The 25,098-nt window shown below is 62.0% G+C and carries 20 protein-coding genes and 1 tRNA gene; 8 read left to right on the top strand and 13 right to left on the bottom strand.

Annotated elements, in window-relative coordinates; all coding sequences use genetic code 11:
• Positions 1-2: 2 nt before the first annotated feature.
• From FGK64_RS01640 to FGK64_RS01650, 3 genes are all read right to left on the bottom strand, one after another.
• Entirely contained in the window at positions 3-896 is an 894-nt protein-coding gene (locus FGK64_RS01640) for a TRAP transporter small permease subunit (RefSeq protein WP_138862064.1), read from the bottom strand.
• A gap of 72 nt (positions 897-968) precedes the next feature.
• The gene (locus FGK64_RS01645; protein WP_138862065.1) at positions 969-2,057 is read right to left on the bottom strand and encodes a TRAP transporter substrate-binding protein; all 1,089 of its coding nucleotides are present in this window, start codon (positions 2,055-2,057) and stop codon (positions 969-971) included.
• 257 nt (positions 2,058-2,314) lie between these two features.
• Complete coding sequence (locus tag FGK64_RS01650; protein ID WP_138862066.1) at positions 2,315-3,292, bottom strand: capsular polysaccharide export protein, LipB/KpsS family; 978 nt, start codon at positions 3,290-3,292, stop codon at positions 2,315-2,317.
• Between the two features lie 396 nt (positions 3,293-3,688).
• On the opposite strand from FGK64_RS01650, the gene FGK64_RS01655 reads away from it, so the two are divergent.
• From FGK64_RS01655 to FGK64_RS01670, 4 genes are all read left to right on the top strand, one after another.
• The gene (locus FGK64_RS01655; RefSeq protein ID WP_138862067.1) at positions 3,689-5,443 is read left to right on the top strand and encodes an acetolactate synthase 3 large subunit; all 1,755 of its coding nucleotides are present in this window, start codon (positions 3,689-3,691) and stop codon (positions 5,441-5,443) included.
• A complete protein-coding gene (locus tag FGK64_RS01660) occupies positions 5,443-6,054 on the top strand; it encodes a hypothetical protein (protein WP_138862068.1) in 612 nt (203 codons plus the stop codon). Before FGK64_RS01655 ends, FGK64_RS01660 begins: the two co-directional genes overlap by 1 nt.
• Positions 6,055-6,066: 12 nt before the next feature.
• Complete coding sequence (gene ilvN, locus FGK64_RS01665; RefSeq protein WP_138862069.1) at positions 6,067-6,627, top strand: acetolactate synthase small subunit; 561 nt, start codon at positions 6,067-6,069, stop codon at positions 6,625-6,627.
• Between the two features lie 184 nt (positions 6,628-6,811).
• Complete coding sequence (locus FGK64_RS01670) at positions 6,812-7,609, top strand: helix-turn-helix domain-containing protein (RefSeq protein WP_171053949.1); 798 nt, start codon at positions 6,812-6,814, stop codon at positions 7,607-7,609.
• A gap of 113 nt (positions 7,610-7,722) precedes the next feature.
• Here FGK64_RS01670 and FGK64_RS01675 read toward each other — a convergent pair whose 3' ends face one another.
• The 5 genes from FGK64_RS01675 to FGK64_RS01695 form a co-directional block, all read right to left on the bottom strand.
• Positions 7,723-9,147, bottom strand: a complete 1,425-nt coding sequence (locus FGK64_RS01675; protein ID WP_138862070.1) for a calcium-binding protein — start codon at positions 9,145-9,147, stop codon at positions 7,723-7,725.
• A 263-nt stretch (positions 9,148-9,410) separates the two neighbouring features.
• Positions 9,411-10,535, bottom strand: coding sequence for a peptide chain release factor 2 (gene prfB, locus FGK64_RS01680; protein WP_138862071.1), 1,125 nt, complete (start codon positions 10,533-10,535; stop codon positions 9,411-9,413).
• Positions 10,536-10,612: 77 nt separating this feature from the next.
• The gene (locus FGK64_RS01685) at positions 10,613-13,165 is read right to left on the bottom strand and encodes a penicillin-binding protein 1A (protein ID WP_138862072.1); all 2,553 of its coding nucleotides are present in this window, start codon (positions 13,163-13,165) and stop codon (positions 10,613-10,615) included.
• A 96-nt stretch (positions 13,166-13,261) separates the two neighbouring features.
• Positions 13,262-14,500 (bottom strand): N-acetylmuramoyl-L-alanine amidase, encoded by a 1,239-nt coding sequence (locus FGK64_RS01690; protein ID WP_425456590.1) that lies wholly within the window; start codon positions 14,498-14,500, stop codon positions 13,262-13,264.
• Between the two features lie 17 nt (positions 14,501-14,517).
• Positions 14,518-15,675 (bottom strand): pyridoxal phosphate-dependent aminotransferase, encoded by a 1,158-nt coding sequence (locus FGK64_RS01695; protein ID WP_138862073.1) that lies wholly within the window; start codon positions 15,673-15,675, stop codon positions 14,518-14,520.
• Between the two features lie 110 nt (positions 15,676-15,785).
• On the opposite strand from FGK64_RS01695, the gene FGK64_RS01700 reads away from it, so the two are divergent.
• Entirely contained in the window at positions 15,786-16,538 is a 753-nt protein-coding gene (locus FGK64_RS01700) for a DsbA family protein (protein WP_138862074.1), read from the top strand.
• Between the two features lie 43 nt (positions 16,539-16,581).
• Here the strand turns inward: FGK64_RS01700 and ispG are convergent, their stop codons facing one another.
• The 3 genes from ispG to hemA all read right to left on the bottom strand — a co-directional run bounded on the left by ispG (position 16,582) and on the right by hemA (position 20,439).
• On the bottom strand, positions 16,582-17,715 hold the full coding sequence (gene ispG / locus FGK64_RS01705) for a flavodoxin-dependent (E)-4-hydroxy-3-methylbut-2-enyl-diphosphate synthase (protein WP_138862075.1): 1,134 nt from the start codon (positions 17,713-17,715) through the stop codon (positions 16,582-16,584).
• Positions 17,716-17,807: 92 nt separating this feature from the next.
• The gene (locus FGK64_RS01710) at positions 17,808-19,088 is read right to left on the bottom strand and encodes a helix-turn-helix domain-containing protein (protein WP_138862076.1); all 1,281 of its coding nucleotides are present in this window, start codon (positions 19,086-19,088) and stop codon (positions 17,808-17,810) included.
• A gap of 127 nt (positions 19,089-19,215) precedes the next feature.
• On the bottom strand, positions 19,216-20,439 hold the full coding sequence (hemA, locus tag FGK64_RS01715; RefSeq protein ID WP_138862077.1) for a 5-aminolevulinate synthase: 1,224 nt from the start codon (positions 20,437-20,439) through the stop codon (positions 19,216-19,218).
• Between the two features lie 534 nt (positions 20,440-20,973).
• On the opposite strand from hemA, the gene FGK64_RS01720 reads away from it, so the two are divergent.
• Entirely contained in the window at positions 20,974-22,350 is a 1,377-nt protein-coding gene (locus FGK64_RS01720) for a M20/M25/M40 family metallo-hydrolase (RefSeq protein WP_138862078.1), read from the top strand.
• Between the two features lie 3 nt (positions 22,351-22,353).
• On the top strand, positions 22,354-23,244 hold the full coding sequence (locus tag FGK64_RS01725) for an alpha/beta fold hydrolase (RefSeq protein ID WP_138862079.1): 891 nt from the start codon (positions 22,354-22,356) through the stop codon (positions 23,242-23,244).
• Here FGK64_RS01725 and FGK64_RS01730 read toward each other — a convergent pair.
• A complete protein-coding gene (locus FGK64_RS01730; protein WP_138862080.1) occupies positions 23,229-24,113 on the bottom strand; it encodes a glycosyltransferase family 2 protein in 885 nt (294 codons plus the stop codon). The genes FGK64_RS01725 and FGK64_RS01730 overlap by 16 nt on opposite strands.
• A 120-nt stretch (positions 24,114-24,233) precedes the next feature.
• Here FGK64_RS01730 and FGK64_RS01735 point away from each other — a divergent pair, with 120 nt between their 5' ends.
• Positions 24,234-24,983 carry a hypothetical protein gene (locus tag FGK64_RS01735; protein WP_138863028.1) on the top strand — a complete coding sequence of 250 codons (750 nt, stop codon included), beginning with the start codon at positions 24,234-24,236 and terminating at the stop codon, positions 24,981-24,983.
• 26 nt (positions 24,984-25,009) lie between these two features.
• Here FGK64_RS01735 and FGK64_RS01740 read toward each other — a convergent pair.
• Positions 25,010-25,086 (bottom strand) — tRNA-Asp (locus tag FGK64_RS01740).
• Positions 25,087-25,098 lie beyond the last annotated feature (12 nt).

The raw sequence follows: 25,098 nt of genomic DNA on the forward strand, positions 1-25,098 counted from the left end.
TGTTAGTGCGTGCCTTCATAGGCTTCTTCGCCCGCGCCCAGCGTGTCACGGTCGATATGTTTGTTTTCGCTTTCCTCGCCTTCGCGGAACTCCAGAAGCGAGCGATAGAAGAACGCCACGGCCTGCAGCAGAACCAATGCGGTAAAGGCCAGCATCAGGATCTTGAACAGGAAGTAGGCGTTGAACCCGTTGGGCGAGAAACCGATAGTTTCAACGCTCCATTTCATGATCTTCGACTTGCGCAGCAGCAGGTCCAGCTTGTCGCTGGCCGATACCTTGGGTGTCACAAGGCTGCGCCACAGGAAAAACCACGCATATAGCCATGTCAGGATGGCGGCAGGCAGCATGAAGAAGATCGACCCGAACATGTCGATGATCTTCTTGGTACGGAATTTCACGACGGAATACACAAGGTCCACGCGCACGTGGCCGCCCTGCACAAAGGTGTAGGTCACGCAGAGCGCGACGATCATGGCATTGTACAGCTTCAGCTCTTCGCTGAACCAACCAACAGACTGTTCAAAACCAAGTCCCAGCGGCGAAATCGACAAGGTGCCAAGCCGGAAGATGGATTGCAGGAACACGATCATCACCTGCTGCAGCACCATCAGCAGCCCGACCCATGCGGCCAGACGTCCGACGCCATTGGCAAAGCCTTCGAGCCCGCGCGTCACACCCCACATGAACCCGGGCCGGATCAGCCCGATCACGGTGATGACAAGGAACAGGTCCAGCGCCACGAAGAACAGCTCGACCGACGCGCCGTAGTAGATGAAGCGCACCAGCGATTCACCGTTCGACCAATCCAGCCAGAGGCTTGGATGCGACAGCGCGTAGAAGAAGTTGTAGAACCCCAGGCCGATGTTCGTCACCAGCCAGACCAATGCGTCACCCATCGCCTTTGCCCCTAAGCCAAAAAAGCCGTGCGCGGATGTCGCGCACGGCCGGTTTGTTTCGGAATTGCCCGCTTACATCGCCGCCAGAACGCGGTTGCGCTGCTGAGCGTAGTAGCTGTCGGACACCGACAACCAGCCCGAGGTCGAGCGCAGCGAGGCCTGGGCCGACTCGTGGATCTTCTTGAACAGATCGTCCGAGGTATAGCCGTTCAGCAGTTCGATCGAAGCCGCGCCGAAGGCATCCCACACGTCTTCCGAGAATTCCTTGACCTGCGCACCGCCCGATTTCAGACGCTCCAGCGCGGGGCCGTTGTTCGCGATGAACTGCGCATAGTTGGCCTGATGCGCGTCGGCGCAGGCGATTTCGTAAATCTTCTGCTGCGACGGGGTCAGGCTGTTGAACACTTCCAGGTTCATGCCAACCGACAGTGCGGCGCCCGGCTCGTGGAAACCGGCGGGATAGTAGAAGTCACAGACTTCCTGCAGGCCCAGCTTTTCGTCCGACCAGGGGCCGATCCACTCGGTGCCGTCCAGTGCGCCGGTCGACAGCGCCTGATAGATTTCGCCGCCCGGCAGAACCTGAACCGAAGCGCCCAGCTTCGACAGCGCTTCGCCGCCCAGGCCCGGCATACGGAACTTGAGGCCCTTGAAGTCGTCGGCCGAGGTGATTTCCTTGCGGTACCAGCCGCCACCCTGCGCGCCGGTCTGACCCGCGATGTAGGACCGCACGCCGAACACTTCGCCCAGCTCCTGGTGCAGTGCCATGCCATCCTGGCCGTAGTACCAGGTCATGATCTCGGGCACGGTCATGCCGAAGGGAACAGCGGTGAAATAGGCCCATGCGGGGTGCTGGCCGACCCAGTAATAGTCGGCGCCGTGGTACATGTCGGCCTGGCCCGAAACGGTGGCGTCAAAGCTTTCGAACGCGCCAACCAGTTCGCCTGCGGCCTTGGGTTCAACCGTCAGCTGACCGTCGGTTGCCTCGGTGATCGAATTCGCAACGCGCTCGACCGAATCCCACACGCCAGCCAGACCACGCGGCCAGGTGGTGACCATGGTCAGGGTCCGTTTGCCCTGAGCATAGGCCGGTGCAGCCAGTGCAGTGGTCGCCGCAGCGCCGCCACCCAGTGCCGTTGTCTTCAAAAATGAACGACGGTCCATGTTGTACTCCTCCCAACGGTTTGCCGATCCGCCTGTTCCCGGCGGCCGGAATTTGAGTGCCGTCACACTACCCTTTGGGCCACCGTTGTGAATACCTTTTCAGCCGGGTTTCCGCACGGGAATCGGGCATTTGGATAGAAAAGTTAATCAGTTGCGATGGGACAGCGAAGCAAATGTTACTGAATTGTTGCGACACTATTTCAGAACCCAAACAGCCCTGATTCAACGCCGAATCAGAGGCGTGTGATTCGAGCCGGTCAGGAGCCGAATCGGTCAGCCGGAAACCCAGTGGCGGTGAAGCGATCCCAGATGCGCGCGGCACAATCCGGCGCGTCGGGCGACAGGCAGTTGTCGCGGAAGTACCACGCCAGATACTGGGCATAGCCACCGCGCCTTTCGGTCGCCCGAGCCAAGGCCCGAGTAAATGCGGGTGCGTCGGTCACGGTTTCGGCGATGTGGTGAAAGTCGGACGCGCCAAACAGGACTGCGGGGGTGCGGTGCAGGTAACCCTCCAGCGCCACGGTGGAATTGATCGACACGGTCGCGCAGGCGGCTGACAGGATATCGTGCACATTTGCGTTGGTTATCAACAGGTCGGGATGGCTCTGCGCCAGATCGTCAAGCTGTGCCAGATCGTCCGGCGTACTAGCATTCGGGTGCGGCTTGACCACGACGCGCCGCCCCCCGGCCCCGGCCAGCACCGCGCGCAGCATCGCGAAGTCGTCGAAATCAGTCGCGCCCGAGTCGATGGGATAGCGGCCTTGGAAGAACACTGCGATCACACCCGGCTCGACCAGCTCCACCTGTTCAGGCTGAGGATAGCGCGACTTGCGCGGCAGGACGTATTGTTGCCGCAACCTTTGGAACAGGTCGCGCGCCGGGCGATACCGGACCGCGCTTTCATCATAGACCAACCCGGCGATGCCTGACCGATACCGCGTGCCGCGCGGGTCCAGATGCCAGTAGCCCCGAAAATAAGCCAGACCTGCGTTCAGTACGTTGTCAGCCACCACGCTGCGGTCGTCAATGATGTGCAGATTGCCATCGTCAAAGCGGCCGTCGCAAACCGCATGGGTCCCTACACGAATATTGCCGTCGCGCTGGCGCCGTTCGACCGTGATGCCGTGCGCCTGCGCCAAATCCTCTATCACACCGTACAGCCGCAGGAACGGCACCGAAAAATCGCGCGACAGATGCGCGGCTTTCAGATGCAGGATGATGCGGGGCTTTGACATGGCTTGCTGTTCTGGACCGTTACGACAGCAAGACCAGCTTTGCCCGGCCCGGTCAAACGCGTGAGGCGCGAATCCCTGGTGACGAAACCCTATGAATCGGCCCGATGTATTTTCGAAATCCACCTTAAACAGCCGCCCTGCGCAACAATATGTCGCAAAAAATCGCCCTAGAGACAGATTTGCGAAACTTTTGCCGGTTGACCTCGGGAAATCAGGCTCCTAATCTTCGCCCACACGCAAGGAGACCCCGGACCATGAATACTCTGGTCGTAATTGTAGGAACCACGCGCATGGGCCGGTAACGGTAGACCATAATCTGACCCATGCGCCTCCGACACCCTCGGGGGCTTTTTTTATGTCGAAAGACCGGCGATGCCGTTGAACGGAGCAAGGAAGATGACAAAGGAAATGACCGGCGCGAAGATGGTTGTTCAGGCCCTGAAAGATCAGGGTGTGGATACGATTTTCGGCTATCCCGGCGGGGCGGCATTGCCCATTTATGATGAAATCTTTCAGCAGAACGATATCCGGCACGTCCTGGTCCGCCATGAACAGGGCGCGGTGCACGCCGCCGAAGGCTATGCGCGCTCGACCGGCAAGGTGGGTGTGGTTCTGGTGACATCCGGCCCCGGCGCGACCAACACGGTGACCGGCCTGACCGACGCGCTGCTCGACTCGATCCCGATCCTGGTGCTGTCGGCGCAGGTGCCGACCTTCCTCATCGGCTCGGACGCGTTCCAGGAGGCCGATACCGTCGGCATCACCCGCCCCTGCACGAAACACAACTGGCTGGTGAAGGACACCGACCGCCTGCCCGCCGTCCTACACGAGGCGTTCCACGTCGCACGCTCGGGCCGGCCCGGTCCGGTGCTGGTTGATATCCCGAAGGACGTTCAATTCGCCTCGGGCACCTATACGCCGCCGAAGCCCTCGACCTCGCATTATCAGCCGCGCCAGAAAGGCAGCATGGAGGAGATCACCGAGCTGGTCGCCGCCATCGAAAAGGCCAAGCGGCCGGTTTTCTATACCGGCGGCGGCGTCATCAACTCGGGCCCGGCGGCGAGCCAACTGCTGCGTGAACTGGTGGACGCGACCGGCTTTCCCGTCACTTCGACGCTGATGGGGCTGGGTGCCTATCCGGCCAGCGGCAAGAACTGGTTGGGGATGCTGGGGATGCATGGCCTGTACGAGGCCAACATGGCGACCCACGGCTGTGATCTGCTGATCAACATCGGCGCGCGGTTCGACGACCGGATCACCGGCCGCATCGACGCCTTCAGCCCGAAATCGACCAAGGCGCATATCGACATCGACCCCTCGTCGATCAACAAGGTCATCAAGACCGACATCCCGATCGTGGGCGACGTGGGACACGTTCTGGAAGACATCCTGAAGGTGTGGAAATCGCGCGGCCGCAAGACCGACGCCGAGGCGCTGGTCAAATGGAACCGTCAGATCGACGAATGGCGCAAGATCGAGTGCCTGCGCTACACGCCGTCGACCACCTCGATCAAGCCGCAGTATGCGCTGCAACGGCTTGAGGCGCTGACCAAGGACCGCAAGGATCGCTTCATCACCACCGAGGTGGGCCAGCATCAGATGTGGGCCGCGCAATTCCTGAATTTCGAGGATCCGAACCACTGGATGACCTCGGGCGGGCTGGGCACCATGGGCTATGGCTTCCCGGCGTCCATCGGCGTGCAGATGGCCCACCGCGAGGCGCTGGTGATCAACGTCGCGGGCGAAGCCAGCTGGCTGATGAACATGCAGGAAATGGGCACGGCGGTGCAATACAACCTGCCGGTGAAACAGTTCATCCTGAACAACGAACGCCTTGGCATGGTGCGTCAGTGGCAGCAGCTGCTGCACGGCGAGCGGTATTCACAATCCTGGTCCGAGGCGCTGCCCGATTTCGTCAAGCTGGCCGAAGCCTTTGGCGCCAAGGGTATCCTGTGCAAGGACCCGGCCGATCTGGACGATGCGATCATGGAGATGCTGAACTACGACGGGCCGGTGATCTTCGACTGCCTGGTGGAAAAGCACGAAAACTGCTTCCCCATGATCCCCTCGGGCAAGGCGCATAACGAAATGCTGCTGGGCGACGCCGAAACCAAGGGCGCGATCGACGCCAAGGGTTCGGTGCTGGTCTGATGCGGTGGCGGGCGGCCCTGGCCGCGGCCCTTGTGGTACTGGCGCCCTTGGGTGCCGGGGCGCAGGAATTTGGCGGGCTGGACATCGGCCAGCCCATCGCCAACACCCAGCGCCTTGGCCTGCCGCTGGGCAGCCAGTACGTCGGCGGCTACCGGGCCCAGAAGTGGGCGCGGCCAAACGGGGTCGAGCTGTCGATCACCGCCGTGCCCGCCGGGCCGATCGTTTACATGGAATCCTTTCCCACTGCCTATCACCAGCCGGTGCAGGGCGAAGGGCTTCGGTTTCGCGTGACGACACAGGCCGCCGCGCTCGACATGCTGGGCGGCCCGGGGTTCTATTTCACCGGGCGCGGCCAGTTCGCCACCACCAACGGTCAGGACGTGTGGTTTCATTCCTACGCGTTGACCGACCGGCCCAACGTGATCGTCACCTTTGCATTCACCGCCCCGGTGTCGGCGCGGCGGCTGAACGATCAGGGGCAGTTGCTGCAAAACCCCGACGCCGTGCTGGATAGCATGATCGTCGCCGATTACGCCTATCAGCTGAAGATCTGGGGCGGCGAAGGCGTTGCCCGCCCCGGCTACAACACGATCAACCTGAATTACCAATAAACGGATCCTGCCATGAATGCCCTGCAACTCAAGAAAGGCGCCACCAGCCATTCGGCCTATAACCTGCGGCCCAGCTTTTCCGAGGTCGAGGAGCGCCACACGCTGGCGGTGCTGGTCGAAAACGAACCCGGAGTTCTGGCCCGCGTCATCGGGCTGTTTTCCGGTCGCGGTTACAACATCGAGAGCCTCACCGTGGCCGAGGTGGACCACACCGGGCACCTCAGCCGCATCACCATCGTGACCAAGGGCACGCCGCAGGTCATCGAGCAGATCAAGGCGCAGCTGGGCCGCATCGTGGTGGTGCATGACGTGCACGACCTGACGGTCGAAGGTGCCTCGGTCGAGCGCGAACTGGCGATGTTCAAGGTGATCGGCGACGGCGACAAGCGGGTCGAGGCGCTGCGCCTGGCCGACATCTTCCGCGCCAACGTGGTCGACAGCACGCTGAACAGCTTCATTTTTGAGATCACCGGCGCGCCGGAAAAGATCGACGCCTTCGCCGACCTCATGCGCCCGCTGGGTCTGGCGGAAGTGGCCCGCACAGGCGTTGCGGCCCTGTCACGCGGCGACTGAGACTCGCCCTCCACATAGGTCCCCCGCGCGGGCGCTCTTGTCTTTCACAGCGCCCGCGTTAACATTCTGATGCACACCAGAGCCAAATCTGGTGCGGAATGACGCCAGAACGGCCAAAAATCAGGACAGCCGATGCAGTAATCGGCCGGGTGCTCGCGCCTGGCCCCAGTAGACGAGTACGCGAATGATCGAGCCTGCGCGCTCTCCGGACGAGCTTCGCGCCATGTTTGGCGCCAATCTGCGCCTGTTGGCAGATGCCTACCCCTCTGTTTCTGAATTGACCCGACGGCTGGGGATCAACCGCACGCAGTTCAACCGATATCTGTCTGGCGAAAGCTTTCCCCGACCCGATGTGCTGGACCGGATTTGCCGGTTTTTTGATGTGGATGCGCGTATTCTGCTAGAGCCGGTGGATGCCCTGCCCCGACATGACGCGATCCTGCATGGCGCTTTTCTTGACCCGTTTCTTGGCCCCGCAGTCGCCCATGTGCCCGAAACGGTTTTTCCCAGCGGGTTCTTTCGCTTTTCGCGGCATAGTTTTCTGGACAGCACCGCCTTTGTTATTGGTCTGGTACACGTGTTTCGCGACCGGGGCACCGCCTATGTTCGTGGATTCGAGCCGCGCGACGGCATGGCGCGACAGGGGATGAGCACGGATCTTCATACCCGGGAATATCGCGGCTATGTCTCGCGCCATGACGACGGGGTCCTGATGGTGATTTCGCGGCGCAACGCAATGACCTGTTCGGTGAACTTTCTGGCGCGGGCCACGTCGTTCGAGAACAATCATTGGGTAGGCTATTGCACACGCACGGTCCGCGAAGCGACGGACAGCACCCGCGCCACGCGCATGGTATTCGAGCACCTGGGCCGTGACACCGGCGCGATCCTTGCGGCCGCCCGAAGCCGGGGCATCCACACCGCAGAGGCGCTGCAGCCACTGCATCGCCGATTGTTGAAGGTGCAATCCCCGTTCAGGTAAGAAAGTGTCGCGGGAGACGGAGGGGGCTCTGCCCCCCTCCGCTGCGCGGAGTCCCCCGGGATATTTATGCCCCAAAGAAGCAGGGGATTCCCCTGCCCCGGTGTTCGCGCACGTCAGGCGAAGATGAAATCGCTGGCCGTAAGCGTGGCCCCGGCCTGACCGACCAGAACGATAGACCCGCCATCATGGTCGATAATTGCATCGCCTCCGCTGGTCGAGATGTCGAGCGAGGCGAATTTTCCGCTGTGATCCTCGATCCGAATCTTGTCGACGTTGTCGCGGTAATCCAGCACACGGTCGGTGCCGGAATTGGCGCCGAAGACGAAGACATCGGCCTTGGCCTGGCCCCGCAGAGTGTCATTGCCCGCCCCGCCTTCCAGCGTGTCGCGCCCGCCGCCACCCAGCAGCTTGTCGCGTCCGAGACCGCCGAACAGCTTGTCATTGCCGCCGCCGCCGTTCAGCGTGTCATTGCCGGCGAGGCCGTCCATCCTGTCGGCGCCGCCGCGCCCGAGGATGACGTTGGCATAGGCGTTGCCTTCGAGTGTGTCGCCCTTGTTCGAACCCGTCAGGTTTTCGGTGGACGAAATCGCGAACCAGCCGACCGCGTCAGCCTCGGGCGCTGCGGCGGTGGCACCGACATTTTGCCATCCCGAGAAATCAAGCGAGACCGTTACGCCGACCGTGAAGTTCGCAAAGCTGACGGTATCGACGCCGTCGTTGCCGCGAATCTGGGCAGCGTAGTGACCGAGGTCTGCCTCGGACAGTGTTACGGCATCATTGCCACTGCCCAAAAGGATTTGTCCGCCAAGGCCCGAGCCCAGATTGACGGTATCATTGCCGCTGGACGTCCGGAGCGAGCCAACCCAGCCGGCGCCCGTTGTCACCGTGTCGTTGCCATCGCCTGTCCTGATTGCTTCCGCCCCACCGGCCCCGATTGTCACCGTGTCGTTTCCGCCGTCGGTCGAAACAAGAGCCACGAAGCCGGTCGAGGTTGTGACCGTGTCATGGCGATCCCAAGTCTGCACCGCTCCGGCACCACCCGCCCCGATCGAGATCACATCGCCATTGCCCGTTCCCGCGCCACCGGTTCCGATGGATTGAACGTAGGCGTTCCCGGTCGTCAGGAAGTTGCGCGTGGCGTAAAGGTTGACTGCAAAGGTGGAGCCGGATTGTTCGTTGCCCAGCGCGACACGGTGCTCGTCGCCGTCCCAGCCGTACATATAGCGCACGCGCGTGGACATCAGTTCGACATCGGAATTGTAGCCGAGTTCCAGGAAGTCGATACGGCGATCTTCTCCCGCGTCGAGATCCCTGATTGTTGTCGTATGCTCGTCACCTGCCAAGCGCAACGTTTTGATACGCCAATTGCTCCCGGTAATATTCGCGGTCGCATCGAGCGTATCGGGGCTGGACGCGTAAACGCTGTAGAACTCCATCCCCGTCCGGCCGGTTCCGAACCAGCTAACGCTTCCCTGCCCCGGCAGCCTTGCAACGTCGGTGACACCGTCGAATGTCACGTTAAGATTGAAATCTGTCATTCAATTCCCTCCATAATACGTGATGGCTCTATCGAGGCGTAAAATGGAAAGTCTAATAGAAATACGTCGCCCCAGAGTCCCCGGAACAAATGTTACGCGGCTGACCGATTCAGGCAACCGTCATAGGGCAACATCTTGGTACGTTCCGATTGGAAATCGGCCAGCCAAATGTACATGGCACGGAATTGCCGCGCGCAAACATTTGCCAAAGCTCTATCCGTGCTTTAACACGACACGGCAGACACCCCGTCGCGCAGGAAGGACTACCCGCCCTGCGCTTCAGCCCGCGACTTGCCCGATACATCCAGCGCCAGCGTGGCGGCCATGAAACCGTCCAGATCGCCGTCGAGCACGCCCTTGGTGTCCGAGGTTTCGTGGTTGGTGCGCAGGTCTTTCACCATCTGGTAGGGCTGGAGCACATAGCTGCGGATCTGATTGCCCCAGCCGGCGTCGCCCTTGTTTTCATGGGCTTCGTTGATGGCCGCGTTGCGGCGGTCAAGCTCCATTTGGTAGAGCCGCGATTTCAGCGCCTTCATGGCGATGTCGCGGTTCTGGTGCTGCGATTTTTCCGAGCTGGTCACCACGATACCCGTGGGGTGGTGGGTGATCCGCACGGCCGAGTCGGTGGTGTTGACGTGCTGACCGCCCGCGCCGGACGACCGGTAAGTGTCGATGCGGATGTCGGCGGGGTTCACCTCGATCTCGATGTTGTCGTCGACCACCGGATACACCCAGACCGAGCTGAACGAGGTATGCCGCTTGGCCGCGCTGTCATAGGGCGAAATCCGCACCAGACGGTGCACGCCCGATTCCGATTTCAGCCAGCCATAGGCGTTATGCCCGGAAATCTTGTAGGTGGCGGATTTGATCCCCGCCTCTTCGCCCGCGCTTTCCGATTGCAGCTCGACCTTATAGCCCTTTTTCTCGGCCCAGCGCACGTACATCCGCGCCAGCATCGAGGCCCAGTCGCAGCTTTCGGTGCCGCCCGCGCCTGCGTTGATTTCAAGGAAGGTGTCGTTGCCATCGGCCTCACCGTCCAGCAACGCCTCGAGCTCTTTCTGGGCGGCGCGCTCGGCCAGTGTTTTCAAGGCGGCTTCGGCCTCTTTCACGACCTCGGTGTCATCCTCCATCTCGCCCAGTTCGATCAGGTCGAGATTGTCGGTCAGATCCTGCTTGATCCCGTCATAGGTGTCCATCGCATCGACCAGCATCTGCCGGTCGCGCATCAGTTTTTGCGCGGCGTCCGGGTTATCCCACAGGTTCGGGTCTTCGACGCGGGCGTTGAATTCCTCCAGCCGGTGCGGCGCAGTCTCGCGATCCATCCGCTGCGCCAGAAGGGCCAGCGATTTCTCGATTTCGGCAACGGTGTTCTGCGTCTCGGCGCGCATGGGAATCCTGATCGTACTGATGGTTAGAAGCGGGTGATAGACCACGCCGCCCTGACGGGCAAGCGTCGGGCAAGCGTCTAGTAGAGCCCGCCCGAGCTGACGGTGCCGAAATCGGCCTTTGGCCCCACGGTGACAGTGTTGCCGCCCGAGGTGGTAACCTGGCGCCCGCTCTCTCCGACCTCTTCGAACAGGGGAAGGTTCGACCCCATCGCAAAGCCGCCATCATAGGCAAGGCCAAAGATCGGCTCCCATCCGTCGCGGAAGTATTCGGCCACCACGTAAGGGCCCGAAGCACTGTCGGGCAGGCGCGAGCCGGTGTAGCGGTCGATCTTGATGAAATGGCCTCCCGGGGGCACCTCGAACGGGCCGCCGCCGAATTGCTTGACCGCTTCTGACATGAACGACTGGAACACGGGCCCGCACATGGACGAGCCATAGGCACGACGGCCCAGCGGGCGCGGACGGTCAAACCCGATGTAGCAGCCCGCCACGATGTTCGAAGAGAAGCCGATGAACCACACGTCGCGCGCATCATTCGTGGTGCCGGTCTTGCCCGCGATGGGCACCGGCAGGTTGATGGCGCCGGCAGCAGTGCCGCGGTCCACAACGCCTTTCATCATCGAAGTCAGCTGATAGGCGGTGATGGCATCCATCACCCGGCTGCGGTTGCTTTCGATCCGGGGCGCGGCGCCGGGGCGCACGTCAGGAGAGCTGCAATCCACGCAGGTGCGGCGGTCATGACGATAGATGGTGCGGCCATAGCGATCCTGAATGCGGTCCACCAGTGTGGGCATCACCCGCTCGCCACCATTGGCGAACATCGCATAGGCCGCCACCATCTTGTACAGCGTCGTTTCCTCGGACCCCAGCGAGTTGGCAAGATATGGGCCCATGTTGTCATAGACGCCAAAACGTTCGGCGTAGCCGGCGACAACCTCCATCCCGATTTCCTGCGCAAGGCGGATCGTCATCAGGTTGCGCGACTGTTCGATCCCGGTGCGCAGCGGCGTGGGGCCGTAATATTTGTTCGACGAATTGCGCGGCCGCCACAGGCCCTGCGGCGTGTTGATTTCAATCGGGGCATCCACGACGATGGTGGCCGGGCTATATCCGGAATCGAGCGCGGCGGCATAGACGAAGGGCTTGAAGGACGAACCCGGCTGACGCTGGGCCTGGGTGGCGCGGTTGAACACCGAATCCTGGTAGGAAAATCCGCCCTGCATCGCAATCACCCGGCCGGTGTTCACGTCCATCGCCATGAACCCGCCCTGCACTTCCGAGGGCTGGCGCAGCGTCCAGCGAATGAAGGACCCGTCGCTGTCGGATGTCATGCGGCGCACCAGCACCACCTCGCCCACCTCCAGCAAATCACCGGCAACGCTGGCCTTCTTACCAAGCGAGCCATCGGCATTGCGCTTGCGGGCCCACTGCACGTCTTTCGCCGGGATCCAATGGCCGTCTTCGTCTTCCTGCACGTTTTCAATACCGATGCGGGCGTCGTTGCTGCCCACTTCCAGCACCACGGCAGGATACCAGATTCCGTTCAGCGTGATATCGCGCGGCACCGAGACCTCGGCCAGCGCGGCGCGCCAACTGGCTTCATCGCCCAGCTTGTCGGCGGCGATGGTTTCCCCGGTGCCGCGCCAGACGCCTGCACTCCGGTCGTAGTCTTCCAGCTGTTCCTGAAGCGCGTGTTCGGCCACCACCTGCATGTCTTCGTCAATCGTGGCACGGACGGTGAAACCGCCGGTAAAGAATTCACCCTCGCCAAAATCCTCGCTCAGCTGGCGACGGATTTCATCGGTGAAGTAATTGCGCGGCGGAATGGCGGTGCGGAAGCTTTCGAAATCGCCGTTCTGAACACTGCGCAACGGCAGCTTGACTTCGCTTTCATAGGTGGCTTCGTCGATATATCCATTTTCAAGCATCTCGCGCAGCACGTAGTTCCGGCGCTGGGTCACACGCTCTTTTGCCTGAACCGGGTGATAGCGCCCTGGCGCTTGCGGCATCGAGGCAAGCATCGCCGCCTCGTGCGGAGCAAGTTCGCTCAGGGTTTTGTTGAAATAGGTCTGCGCGGCGGCAGCCACGCCGTAAGAGTTCTGACCCAGAAAGATCTCGTTCATGTAGAGTTCGAGGATCTGTTCCTTGCTCAGAGTGCCTTCGATCCGCGTGGCAAGGATGATCTCCTTTATCTTGCGCTCGGCCTGACGGTCGCCCGACAGCAGGAAGTTCTTCATCACCTGCTGTGTGATGGTCGAGGCGCCGCGCACGTTTTCCCCCTTCGAGCGTATGGCCTCGTAGGCGGCGGCGGCAATGCCGCGCAGATCATAGCCGTGGTGAGTGTAGAAATTCTTGTCCTCGGCCGAGATAAAGGCGTGTTTCACCAGATCGGGGATTTCCTCGGCCGGAACGAACAGGCGGCGTTCCTGTGCGAATTCGTCGATCATCTGACCTTCGCCAGAATAGATTCGGCTGATCGTCGGCGGCTTGTACTGGGCAAGGGATTCGTGGCTGGGCAAATCCTGCCCATACATCCAGAACACGCCACCCACCGTCAGGGCCACCATGAAAAGCCCCATGGTGATGACGGTGAACACTGCACCAAATATCGAAAGGATGAACCTGATCACGTAACTGCCCTTACTCGCCCGACGCCTGCAATATAGGCCCTTGCCACGTGGCGGTCAAAACACGAAGCGGCCAGCCTTGGCGCAATAATGCCGGTTCTAACGTCGCACCAGAGGCTTTCGCGCCCGGTCGTCGCGGCGCCAGTTGTCCAGCCCGGCCCGTATGGCCTGCGCCATCCGCAGACGCCAGTCCGGATCACGCAGGTTTGTCAGATCGCGCGGCGACGACATGAACCCGATTTCGATCAGGATCGACGGAATATCGGCGGCCTTCAGAACCGAGAAACTGGCCCGCCGAAGCGGTCGGCGGTTCATCGGCCCGCCGCTGGCGGCGATCGCGTCAACCACGGATCGCGCCAGTGCCTCCGTCCGGGGCTGGGTTTCCTGCCGCGCCAGATCCAGCAGGATATCGGTCACCTGATCGTCGGCGTTGCTCAGATCCACGCCTGACAGCAGGTCTTCGCGGTCGTGACGTTCAGCCAGTTTGGCACTGGCGGCGTCCGATGCCTCGCGCGAGAGGACATGCACCGTCGCGCCATGCGCCTGCCCCTCGGCCAGACTGTCGGCATGCAGCGAAATGAACACATCGGCGCCGTTCTGGTGGGCCATGCTGACCCGCCGTTCCAGCGAAACGAAATGGTCGTCGTCGCGCGTCAGCACCACTTGAAACCCGCCAGAGCGCAGCAAAACCTCGCGCAACTCGCGGGCGAAGCGCAGCATCAGGTCTTTTTCTTCCAAATCCTCCACTTCGGCGCCCGGGTCTATGCCGCCGTGCCCCGGGTCAAGCACCACGACAAGCGGTGCATCAGGGTCGCGGTCGCGCGCGGGGGCCACCTGCTGCGGCGCAGGCAGATCCCACTGGGGATCGTGTGGCGCCCCAGCACTGGCGGCGAATTCCTGCGCCGAGACCGGGCGAAGTGCCACGGTCAGTCGCGCGGCGGCACTTTCGGGATCAATCGCCATGACGGCGGTTGACACCTGCATCGGCGCAGCCAGTTCAGCCACCATGCGCGACCATCCCGGCACATAGGCCCCGTATTGCACCGAGCTTACCCGGTCGGTTTGAACTAGGTCCGCCGCCGTCAGGCCAGTCCAGTCAACCTCGCGGAAATCCATGACCAAACGGCGCGGTTCGTCCAACGTGAAAATGCGAAAGGGCACGCCGATTTGCAGGCCAAGGTCGATCTGCACGCCCCCGTCGGCCGCCTCGGTGATCTGGCTGGCAGCGGGATCGATCCGCGCCAGCGCACTGAACCCCTGCGCCGCAACGGGCAAAGCCAGCAGCACCCAGGCCACCAGCCCCCACATCGCCCTGCCCGCGTTCATCCTGCCTGCCATGAGAGGTATCCTAGCCGTCAAAACCGCTCGGGGAAATGCGCGTGCATATAGCGCGTCAGTCGGTCCAGCCCCTCGGCGATATCCGCGCTTGAACCGGCGTAGGAAAACCGCAGCGTGCTGTTGCCGCGCGCAGGGTCGAAATCCAGCCCCGGAGTGACCGCGACCCCGGCCTCGTCCAGAATATCGGCGGCCAGCGCCCGGCTGTCATCGGTCAACTCTGACACATCGGCGTAGACGTAAAACGCCCCGTCCGGCGGCGCGATCCGGTCGAAGCCGGCTTTGGGCAAGCCATCCAGCAGCAGCGCGCGGTTCTGCGCGTAAACGGCCAGGTTGCCCTGCAATTCGTCGCCGCATTCCAGCGCGTGCAGCGCGGCGACCTGGCTGGCGTGGGGGGCGCAGATGAACATGTTCTGCGCGATGCGTTCCAGAACACGCACATGATCCTCTGGGACGACCATCCAGCCAACCCGCCAGCCGGTCATGGAGAAATACTTGGAAAACGAGTTGATGACGTAAACATCATCGCTGATTTCCACGGCGCTCACGGCCTTCTTGTCATACTCGATGCCATGATAGATTTCGTCCGAGATGAAACTGGCGCCGTGGGTCTCGCTCGCCTCGATCAGCGCCGTCAGGTCGGTCCGGTTCAGCATCGTTCCCGCCGGATTGGACGGAGAGGCCACCATAAGCCCACGCAGGCTGCGCCCGATCAGATCGGCAGGCACAGGTTGATAGCGGTTCTCGGGCGCGGTCGGAATGTCGACCGGCTCCAACCCCAGTGCACGCAGGATCTGCCGGTATGACGGGTATCCCGGCGCGCCGATGCCAACCCGGTCGCCGGTATCGAACAGCGAGGTAAAGGCAAGGATGAACCCCGCCGAAGACCCCGAGGTGACGACCACGCGGTTCGGGTTCAGATCGACATTGTACCATTCGCCATACAGCCGCGCGATGCGCTGGCGCAGCGCGGGCAGGCCCAGCGCGACGGTATAGCCCATCGCCCCCTCATCCAGCGCCCCGGCCAACGCCTGCCGTGCGCCTGCGGGCGCTCCGGTCGAGGGCTGCCCGATTTCCATGTGGACAATATGGCGCCCGGCCTCTTCGGCGCGGCGGGCAGACTCCAGCACATCCATCACAATGAAGGGATCGACCTGGGACCGGGTTGAGTTTCGCATAAGCTTCTCCCATTGTGCGCCGAACGCGTTTGACCGCATGTCGGCCCGGCGGTCAATGGCCCCGCGATGACACCGCGTCAGATCTGACACCCAGTTGATGAAGGACCGATATGACCCGCCTTGCCCTGCCCGCGCTGGCCCTTGCCGCCACGATGTTTTCGACCACCTCGGCCTTGGCCTTTGACCCGGCCGACATGAGCGACAGCGAAAGCGCGGCCTTCGGCGAGGCGGTACGCGCCTACCTGCTGGAGAACCCCGAGGTGCTGGTCGAGGCGTTTCAACTGCTGGAACAGCGCAACGCCGATCAGCAGGCCGGCGCCGACAAGCAGCTGGTTGCGATGTATTCCGACGAAATCTTTGACGATGGCGTCAGCTGGGTCGGCGGCAACCCCGATGGCGACGTGACCTTGGTGGAATTCATGGATTACCGCTGTGGCTATTGCCGCCGCGCGGTGCCCGAGGTGGATAGCCTTCTGTCAACTGATGGCAATATCCGCCTGATCATCAAAGAATTTCCGATCCTGGGCGAGGCATCTGTGATTTCCTCGCGCTTCGCGATTGCCACACAGATGGTGGCCGGAGATGAAGCTTACAAACAGGTGCATGATGCGCTGATCGACTATAGCGGCGACATGGGTGACGTGGCGCTGCGCCGACTGGCCGAGGGGCTGGGGCTCGACGCCGATCCGATCCTCGAAAAAATGGGCAGCGAAGAGGTGTCGCGCGTGATTTCCGACAATCGCGAACTGGCCCGCAGCCTTCAGATCAACGGCACGCCCACCTTCGTTCTGGGCGACGAGCTGCTGCGCGGCTACCTTCCGGCGGCCGAAATGGCGAAGATCGTCGAAGATCAGCGCGGCTGAGGCGCTTTAGCAGCGCCCCCTAGCCTACTGTTGAGAAACGGAATTACTCGGCGGCTTCGGCCGCCGCTTTCGTTTCCAGCTCGATCTGCTCGGCCTTCTGCTCAACCTGCTCGACGATGTGGTCAATCATCTGGTCATTGCTCATCTTGTGGCTTTGCCGCCCCGCCAGATAGACCATGCCGGACCCGGCCCCGCCGCCGGTAAAGCCGACATCGGTCATCAATGCCTCGCCCGGGCCATTCACCACACAGCCGATGATCGACAGGCTCATCGGGGTCTTGATGTGTTCCAACCGCTTTTCCAACGCCTCGACCGTTTTGATCACATCGAACCCCTGCCGCGCACAGGAGGGGCAGGAAATGATGTTGACGCCGCGATGACGCAGGCCCAGCGATTTCAGAATATCGTAACCAACCTTCACTTCTTCCACCGGATCGGCAGACAGGCTGACGCGGATCGTGTCGCCGATCCCCATCCACAGCAGGTTGCCAAGGCCGATGGCGGATTTGATGGTGCCCGACATCAGCCCACCCGCCTCGGTGATGCCAAGGTGGATCGGCGCGTCCGTCGCCTCGGCCAGCTGTTGATAGGCGGCGGCCGACATGAACACGTCGGACGCTTTTACGCTGATCTTGAAGTTGTGAAAATCGTTGTCCTGCAGGATGCGGATATGTTCCAGCCCGGAGTCCACCATCGCATCGGGGCAAGGTTCGCCATATTTTTCAAGTAGATGCTTTTCAAGGCTGCCTGCGTTCACGCCGATGCGAATAGAACAGTTGTGATCGCGCGCGGCCTGGATCACCTCGCGCACGCGCTCGGGCGACCCGATGTTGCCCGGGTTGATCCGCAGGCAGGCGGCGCCCGCCTCGGCGGCCTCGATCCCGCGTTTATAGTGGAAGTGAATGTCGGCCACGATGGGCACCGGGCTTTCGGCCACGATCTCGCGCAGCGCGCGCGACGACTCTTGGTCGGGCACGGAGACCCGCACGATATCGGCTCCCGCCTCGGCCGCGGCCTGCACCTGCGCAACGGTTGCCGCCACATCGGTCGTCAACGTGTTGGTCATGGTTTGAACCGAAATCGGCGCATCGCCCCCCACTGGCACCGACCCAACCATGATCTGCCGGGACTTGCGGCGGTAGATGTTCCGCCAGGGGCGGACATGGTTCAACGACATGGTGCGGCCTTTCGGGATGCTCCGGACGCCGTTTTGCGCCCCGTTTCGCGCCCTAGATAAGACGGCAAAGCCCTATGGGCAAGGCGGCGTCGTCAGTCAGCGATGGGCTGCGACACAAGCCCGCGCGCCTCGGCATAACGCACAAGGCCTTCATCTTCGCCAATCTCGACCGGCAGATAGGTTTCCTGCAAACTGGCCACCGACAGCGGCAGGTTCGAGGTGATCGCCCCGGTCTGGCCCACGGGGCCATAGAACCGATCATTCATCGAAAAATAGATCGCGCCGCTTTCGCCGGTACGCAGCGTCGGCGGTTCTTCCGTCAGCGGCGCCTGCCAGGTTTCCCCCGGTTGCATGGTCTTTTCAAAAATCACCGTGCCGTCGGACGACCGGATGCGCACCCAAGACGTACGCACGGCCACCACCTGCAAAGCGGCCGAAGGCGTCTCGACCACCTGCGGCATGGCCGGTGAGGCGCCAGCGGTCACCGTATCTGGTTGGCCAAGACCCAGCGCCTGCGCGATTGCATTGTCGATATCGCTGTTGGTGCTGCGCGGATCGCTGACCGGTTGCTCGGGCGCGGCAAAGCTACCGACATTGCGCGGATCCAACGTGGAAATCGGAGCATCCCGTGCAACCAGAACCGGAACGTCCAGTGCCTGCGGCCGATATAGACGGTCAAGGGCATCGGCATTCGGCGCGGTTGGCGCGCCTGCGGTTTCTTCTCGCGCGGCGCGGGCAGACGGAGCACGGGTGCGGGCTTCCGCCAGCGGGTCCAGATCCGACAGGACAACGGGTGCCTGTTCGACCGGTGCGAATTGCACCTGTTGCACCTCTTTTAGAACGGCCCATCCGCCATAGCCGATACCGGCGATCAGCGCGACCAGAACAAGGGTCGAGCCGACGGCGCGCAACTCGATCTGGCTGAAGATACTGTCGGTGTTGGGAGCAAAGGCTCCGTGCGGCGTGGCAAAAGGATCGCGCGCGCCTTTGATCTTGGCGGTCGGATCGTCGCGCCCGGATTTCTTGACCACCGATGCCTCGGCCGACATGCCGTGGGCCACGGCAAAGCCGCTTTCTTCACAGAAGGCGGTAAAGGCGTGATCGGGGTCCATCCCAAGGTAGCGGGCGTAAGAGCGAACGTAACCGGCGATAAACCCGGGCGTGTCAAAGGCCGATGGGTCAGAATTTTCAATGGCGGCAATGTAAGACGCTTTGATTCGAAGCTCGCGCTGCACATCCAGAAGCGATTTGCCCATGGTGGCGCGTTCGCCGCGCATGGTATCGCCAAGACGCAGTTCGAAATCATCGAAGCCTTTGGGCTTCAACAATTTTTCGTCAATACCAGCCTTGCGCGGGGATCTGCGCCCAATCATGCCTGCTGCCCCATTCCGCCTGCATCTTGCCAATCCAATCGTATTGGAACCGTCCCACCGATTCGTCTACGCTTTTCATTAAGAAGACGTTAGCACAGCCTTGGCGCCTTGCACAGAATTGCCGGTATCACCCGGCCAATTCAGCGCGATTCAGCGCACAGTGCGACCAGAGTTTATCCATTGCACGGATCAGGGCATCCATTTCCTTGGGTCCGTGCACCGGCGAAGGCGTAAAGCGCAACCGCTCGGTTCCGCGCGGGACCGTGGGGAAATTGATCGGCTGAACATAGATGCCGTGGTCTTCCAGCAGCATGTCGCTGAGAATCTTGGTGTGGACCGGATTGCCCACGATCACGGGCACGATATGGCTGCCATGGTCGATGATCGGCAGGCCCATCGCCTTCAGGCGCGTCTTCAGGATTTTCGCGCCGGTCTGGTGCTTTTCACGCAGGTCGGTCGCGCGTTTCAGATAGGCCACCGAAGCCGCCGCACCAGCCGCCACAGCCGGCGGCAGAGAGGTAGTAAAGATGAAACCCGGCGCATAGGACCGGATCGCGTCGCACATGCGGGCGCTGGCAGCGATATAGCCGCCCATCACGCCATAGGCCTTGGCCAGCGTGCCATTGATGATGTCCAGACGGTGCATCAGGCGGTCGCGTTCCGCCACCCCTGCCCCGCGCGGGCCGTACATGCCCACAGCGTGGACCTCGTCGATATAGGTCAACGCGCCGAATTCATCCGCCAGATCACAGATCGCCTCGATCGGGCCGAAATCGCCATCCATCGAATAGACCGATTCAAAGGCGATCAGCTTCGGCGCCTTCGGGTCGTCGGCTTCCAGCAACTCGCGCAGGTGGGCGACGTCATTGTGGCGGAAGATACGCTTGGCCCCGCCGTTGCGGCGCACGCCTTCGATCATCGAGGCATGGTTCAGCGCGTCCGAATAGATAATGAGCCCCGGGAACAGCTTGGGCAGGGTCGAGAGCGTGGCATCATTGGCAATATATGCGCTGGTGAACAGCAGCGCCGCCTCTTTCCCGTGCAGATCGGCCAGTTCGGCCTCGAGCCGCTTGTGATAGACGGTTGTGCCCGAAATGTTGCGCGTGCCGCCCGACCCGGCGCCGGCGGCATCCACGGCTTCTTTCATGGCGTCCAGAACAACCGGGTTCTGCCCCATGCCAAGATAGTCGTTGCCGCACCAGACGGTTATGTCACGCTCGGACCCGTCCGGCCGGGTCCAGACGGCGTGCGGAAACATGCCATTGCGACGTTCGATATCGATAAAGGTACGATAGCGGCCTTCTTCATGTAGGCGCCCGATCGCATCATCGAGTTTCGCGTCGTAATTCATTGGATGTCTCCAGTCTTTCGCAGCCTTGTCACGGGACATGCCCAAGGCCCGTATTCACAGTTTAGAACGGATACAACTCACGTCCCCGTGGATCAACCTCTTACAGGGGGGCGACATGTCGCATCCTTGATTCAGATCAAACCTATCTTTTGCTTGCGGGTCAGGAATTCCAGACTGGCGGCATACAGCCAGAGGTTGCATGATCTTCTTCGTGGCAGGTCGCGTTTTCCGCTGCCATGTGTGACCCTTGTTAACCAATTTCGTTTTAAACATTAGCACCAAGGGCTTACCCCCGCCATTCGTTAACGGCGGCCGTGCAATTTCACGGGTCCGGTGGCGCCAGATGGCCCACCGGACGGACTATTGGATTGAAAAAACCGGCACTTTCGACGGTGGCACTTCGCTATAACGCAACCCGGAACCAAATACCCGGTTTTCAACTAAAATCGAAACCAGCCTGCCATACTGGACACTTTGCGCGCGGCTGCTACGGTCTGGCGCGAAAAACACGCGAATTCCAGAGGTGAGGCCCCCATGTCCCTTCAAGACGTTCTTGACCAGATCGACAGCGATCTGCCCGCAGCAACCGACCGTCTGCTTGACCTGTTGCGCATCCCTTCGATCTCGACCGACCCGGCCTACAAGGCCGACTGCGACCGCGCGGCGGACTGGCTCGTGGCCGATCTGAACGCGCTGGGGATCGACACGCAGAAACGCGTCACGCCCGGGCATCCGATGGTGGTGGGCCACCTGGATGGCGACGGGCCGCACCTGCTGTTTTACGGACACTATGATGTGCAACCGGTCGATCCGCTGAACCTCTGGGCGCGTGACCCGTTCGACCCGGCCATCGAGGACACCGACAAGGGCCGCGTGATCCGGGGCCGGGGCGCCGCCGACGACAAGGGCCAGCTGATGACCTTTATCGAGGCGTGTCGCGCGTGGAAGGCGGTGAACGGCGCCCTGCCCTGCAAGCTGACGTTCTTCCTTGAAGGCGAAGAGGAAAGCGGCTCGCCCTCGCTGGTGCCGTTCATGAAAGAAAACGCCGACGAGCTGCGCGCCGACATCGCGCTGATCTGCGACACCGGGCTGTTCGAATCGCGCGTGCCCGCGATTACCACCATGCTGCGCGGGTTGCTGGGCGAAGAGCTGACGATCACCGGCCCCTCGCGTGATCTGCATTCGGGCATGTACGGCGGCCCCGCGATCAACCCGATCCGCGTGCTTTCAGGCATCATCGCGGCGTTGCATGACGACACCGGCCGCATCACGGTGCCGGGGTTCTACGACGGCGTGCCCGAACTGCCCGACGCACTGCGCCAGCAATGGCAGGGGCTGGCATTCGATCATGCCGGGTTCCTTGGCGATGTTGGGTTGGACACCCCGGCCGGCGAACAGGATCGCACCCCGCTTGAGATGATCTGGTCCCGCCCCACCTGCGAGGTGAACGGCATCTGGGGCGGCTATACCGGCGATGGGTTCAAAACCGTCCTGCCTTCGGAAGCCCACGCCAAGATCAGCTTCCGCCTTGTCGGCACACAGGATCCGCACGCGATCCGCGAAAGCTTCCGCAAGATGGTGACAGACATGCTGCCGCCGGATTGCAGCGTCGAATTCCATGCACATGGCGCCTCCCAGGCGGGCGCCTTCGACATTTCCGACCCGGCGTTTGAAAAGGCGCGCCAGGCGCTGTCGGACGAATGGCCCGATCCGGCTGCCTATATCGGCTGTGGCGGCTCGATCCCGATTGCCGGGCATTTCCAGAACATTCTGGACACCACACCGATGCTGATCGGCTTTGGCAAGGACGACGATCAGATCCATTCGCCGAATGAAAAATACGATATGGAAAGCTTTCACAAAGGCATCCGCAGCTGGGCGCGCGTGCTGGACGCGCTGACGAAGGGCTAGGCGATGGCGCAGACGCTACCGGGCCTGACTGATGCGCAGGTGCAGGTGAACGGGCAGACGATGTCGTGCTCGCACGGCGGCAGCGGCCCGGCGCTGCTGCTGCTGCACGGGTTTCCGCAAACGCGCGCCATGTGGCATGGGATCGTCCCCGCGCTGACGGGTGAATTCACCGTGGTGGCGGCCGATCTGCGCGGCTATGGCGATAGCTCGAAGCCCGAAGGCGTCGCGCAGTACACGTTCCGCGAGATGGCCGCCGATCAGGTCGCGCTGATGCGCGAATTGGGGCATGACACCTTCCACATTGTCGGCCACGACCGGGGCGCGCGGACTGCGCATCGCTTGGCGCTGGACTGCCCCGATGCGGTGGCCAGCCTGACGTTGATGGATATCATCCCCACCCTGCACCTGCTGGAAACGCTGACGCCGAAACTCGCGCGCGCCTATTACCACTGGTTCTTCCTGTCGCAGCCCGCCCCCCTGCCCGAAGCCATCATCGCCCACGATCCGGACCACTACTTTGAATCGCTGCTGGCCGGGCTGGATCCGGCCGGGCTGGACGCGTTCGAACCCGAGGCGCTGTTTGCCTATCGGCAGGCATGGCGCTGGCCCGACACGATTGCCGCCATGTGCAATGATTATCGCGCCGCGATCGAGACGGACATGCTGCACGATGGAATCGACCGGGGCCGCCGCGTCGATTGCCCCGCGCTGGTGCTGTTCGGGAGCGATGGCGTGATGGCGCGGCATTATGATGTTGGCGCCACATGGGCTGACCGGCTGACTGACATGCGGGCGATCCCGATGCCCGGCGGCCATTTCTTCCCCGAGATTTTTGCCGCCGAGACTGCCAGTGCCCTGCTTGGGTTTCTGCGCGGGCTTCAGACCAGCCCGTAAAAGCGTTCGGGTAATATATACTGCGTGCCAGGGTCCGAGCGGTCGAATTCGTAAAATCCGGTGTCGCCCCGCGCCTTCCAGCTGCGATGCATCCGCTTGCGCAGCGGCCCCATCTCGAATCCGTCCTGCATTTGCAAGTTGGCAAACGCCTCGAACACGGCGCGGTCTTCTCCGCGCGCCTCGGCAAACCAATGTCGCCCGATGGACGCCTCGCGCACGCCCGCGCCAGTCGCCTCGGTCACCGCGTTGCGGCTGTCCATCACGTTGGCGTAATTGGCAAAATCGCAGAACTTCAGGTGCAACAGATACATCGCATCCGGCGTGTGCAGCTTGTCATACTGTGTAAAATGGCCGCCCCGCGCGATCTTGGTTCCGGCCGAAATCACACAAGGCTTGGAATAATGCGGCGCCGGTCGCACGTGACGGCGCGGGCCAAGGATCGGATTGTGCGCCGGATCGCCAATATCCTCCGGTTCACAGTCGATCCGATGAATCACCTCGAGCCCCAGAGGCGTGAGCACCCGGTTGGTGGGCATCCCGGCGAGGTAGCCGCGCAGGTCCGTGCCCTCTGACGGGTCCAGCACGACAAGCTCATCAACATCGCCGACGATCACATGGTCGTAGTAGCAGCGAAGCCCCATCACGAAGTTGTTCAACATGCGCCAACGCTTCATGTCGAAGTTCTTGTGTGCGTCACCGGGAATGCCGATCACATTGCATCCATCGGCCAGTCGCGCGACATCAGCGCCGAAGCCGTGGTTGACCACATAGCAGTTTTCGCGCCCAAGCAGCCCGCCGTAGTACTTCAGCCAAGCCGACAGAAAAAACGCATCGTCACGCACCATCGTCAGCGCCGCCACAGTCTGCATCTACACCCCCGAAGCCGCTTTCGTTTTGCCGGATATCTACGCAGTATGAGGCGGCAAGAAAACTGGCCCCACGCTAAAAGCGCCCGCGCGTTGCCACCAGACCATAAAGGCCCGCCCGTTATGACCCCGATTCCCGAAGACTTCGTCAACACCGGCATCGCCTCGGTAGGACCCGTGGCGCCCGTGCGGCGGTTTCAAGTGTTGGGCGAACGGTCCTCGGGCACGAATTTCGTGAAACGGCTGCTTGGGCGGAACACGGCACTGGAACCGACCGAAGCGCTGGGCTGGAAACACACTTGCGCCGCCCCGCCGGCGGTTCCGCGCGATCTGGCCGTGATCTGCGTGGTGCGCGCACCCGAGCCGTGGGCGCTGTCGATGTACGATAAACCCTGGCACACGACACCGGATATGCAGCGCCTGGCCTTTGCAGAATTCATCCGCCACCCTTGGGAAACCATCGTAGATCGGTCGCGCTACTTCGACCTGCCAGAAACAAGCCTTGGGCAGCCTCTTCACGCCGACCGGGATCCCGTAAACGGGGCTCCTCACCCTAATCTTTTCGCGTTACGGCGCGCCAAGCTGAACGGTTTGCTGGGTTTCCTGAACCACAACTGCACCTGTATCCTTTTGCGCCTCGAGATCGCACAAGCTGATCCGGAACGGGCGCTGAACATGATCCGGCAACGGCTTGAGCTACCATCGCGAAAGGCCACTTTCCGTCCTGTTGTCAAACGATTGGGCGCCAGATTTAAAGCATCGGTTGAACTACGACCTGCGCGGCCCGACGCACTGTCGGAGGGGGACCGTAGTTTTATGTGGTCACAGCTCGACACCGCCACGGAGGCGGCGCTGGGATATTCGGCGCGATAGCGCCACTTTCACATAAAGGGGGAAAGTGGCGCGGTTGACGGGGCTCGAACCCGCGACCCCCGGCGTGACAGGCCGGTACTCTAACCAACTGAGCTACAACCGCGCGTGAGCTGCG

Source organism: Arenibacterium halophilum, assembly GCF_005938225.1.
Lineage (GTDB): Bacteria > Pseudomonadota > Alphaproteobacteria > Rhodobacterales > Rhodobacteraceae > Arenibacterium > Arenibacterium halophilum.

Bases quoted from the DNA above. Each gene is read 5' to 3' on its own strand.
- FGK64_RS01640 (WP_138862064.1), bottom strand. From the start codon at position 896: ATGGGTGACGCATTGGTCTGGCTGGTGACGAACATCGGCCTGGGGTTC.
- FGK64_RS01645 (WP_138862065.1), bottom strand. From the start codon at position 2,057: ATGGACCGTCGTTCATTTTTGAAGACAACGGCACTGGGTGGCGGCGCT.
- FGK64_RS01650 (WP_138862066.1), bottom strand. From the start codon at position 3,292: ATGTCAAAGCCCCGCATCATCCTGCATCTGAAAGCCGCGCATCTGTCG.
- FGK64_RS01655 (WP_138862067.1), top strand. From the start codon at position 3,689: ATGACAAAGGAAATGACCGGCGCGAAGATGGTTGTTCAGGCCCTGAAA.
- FGK64_RS01660 (WP_138862068.1), top strand. From the start codon at position 5,443: ATGCGGTGGCGGGCGGCCCTGGCCGCGGCCCTTGTGGTACTGGCGCCC.
- ilvN (WP_138862069.1), top strand. From the start codon at position 6,067: ATGAATGCCCTGCAACTCAAGAAAGGCGCCACCAGCCATTCGGCCTAT.
- FGK64_RS01670 (WP_171053949.1), top strand. From the start codon at position 6,812: ATGATCGAGCCTGCGCGCTCTCCGGACGAGCTTCGCGCCATGTTTGGC.
- FGK64_RS01675 (WP_138862070.1), bottom strand. From the start codon at position 9,147: ATGACAGATTTCAATCTTAACGTGACATTCGACGGTGTCACCGACGTT.
- prfB (WP_138862071.1), bottom strand. From the start codon at position 10,535: ATGCGCGCCGAGACGCAGAACACCGTTGCCGAAATCGAGAAATCGCTG.
- FGK64_RS01690 (WP_425456590.1), bottom strand. From the start codon at position 14,500: ATGGCAGGCAGGATGAACGCGGGCAGGGCGATGTGGGGGCTGGTGGCC.
- FGK64_RS01695 (WP_138862073.1), bottom strand. From the start codon at position 15,675: ATGCGAAACTCAACCCGGTCCCAGGTCGATCCCTTCATTGTGATGGAT.
- FGK64_RS01700 (WP_138862074.1), top strand. From the start codon at position 15,786: ATGACCCGCCTTGCCCTGCCCGCGCTGGCCCTTGCCGCCACGATGTTT.
- ispG (WP_138862075.1), bottom strand. From the start codon at position 17,715: ATGTCGTTGAACCATGTCCGCCCCTGGCGGAACATCTACCGCCGCAAG.
- FGK64_RS01710 (WP_138862076.1), bottom strand. From the start codon at position 19,088: ATGATTGGGCGCAGATCCCCGCGCAAGGCTGGTATTGACGAAAAATTG.
- hemA (WP_138862077.1), bottom strand. From the start codon at position 20,439: ATGAATTACGACGCGAAACTCGATGATGCGATCGGGCGCCTACATGAA.
- FGK64_RS01720 (WP_138862078.1), top strand. From the start codon at position 20,974: ATGTCCCTTCAAGACGTTCTTGACCAGATCGACAGCGATCTGCCCGCA.
- FGK64_RS01725 (WP_138862079.1), top strand. From the start codon at position 22,354: ATGGCGCAGACGCTACCGGGCCTGACTGATGCGCAGGTGCAGGTGAAC.
- FGK64_RS01730 (WP_138862080.1), bottom strand. From the start codon at position 24,113: ATGCAGACTGTGGCGGCGCTGACGATGGTGCGTGACGATGCGTTTTTT.
- FGK64_RS01735 (WP_138863028.1), top strand. From the start codon at position 24,234: ATGACCCCGATTCCCGAAGACTTCGTCAACACCGGCATCGCCTCGGTA.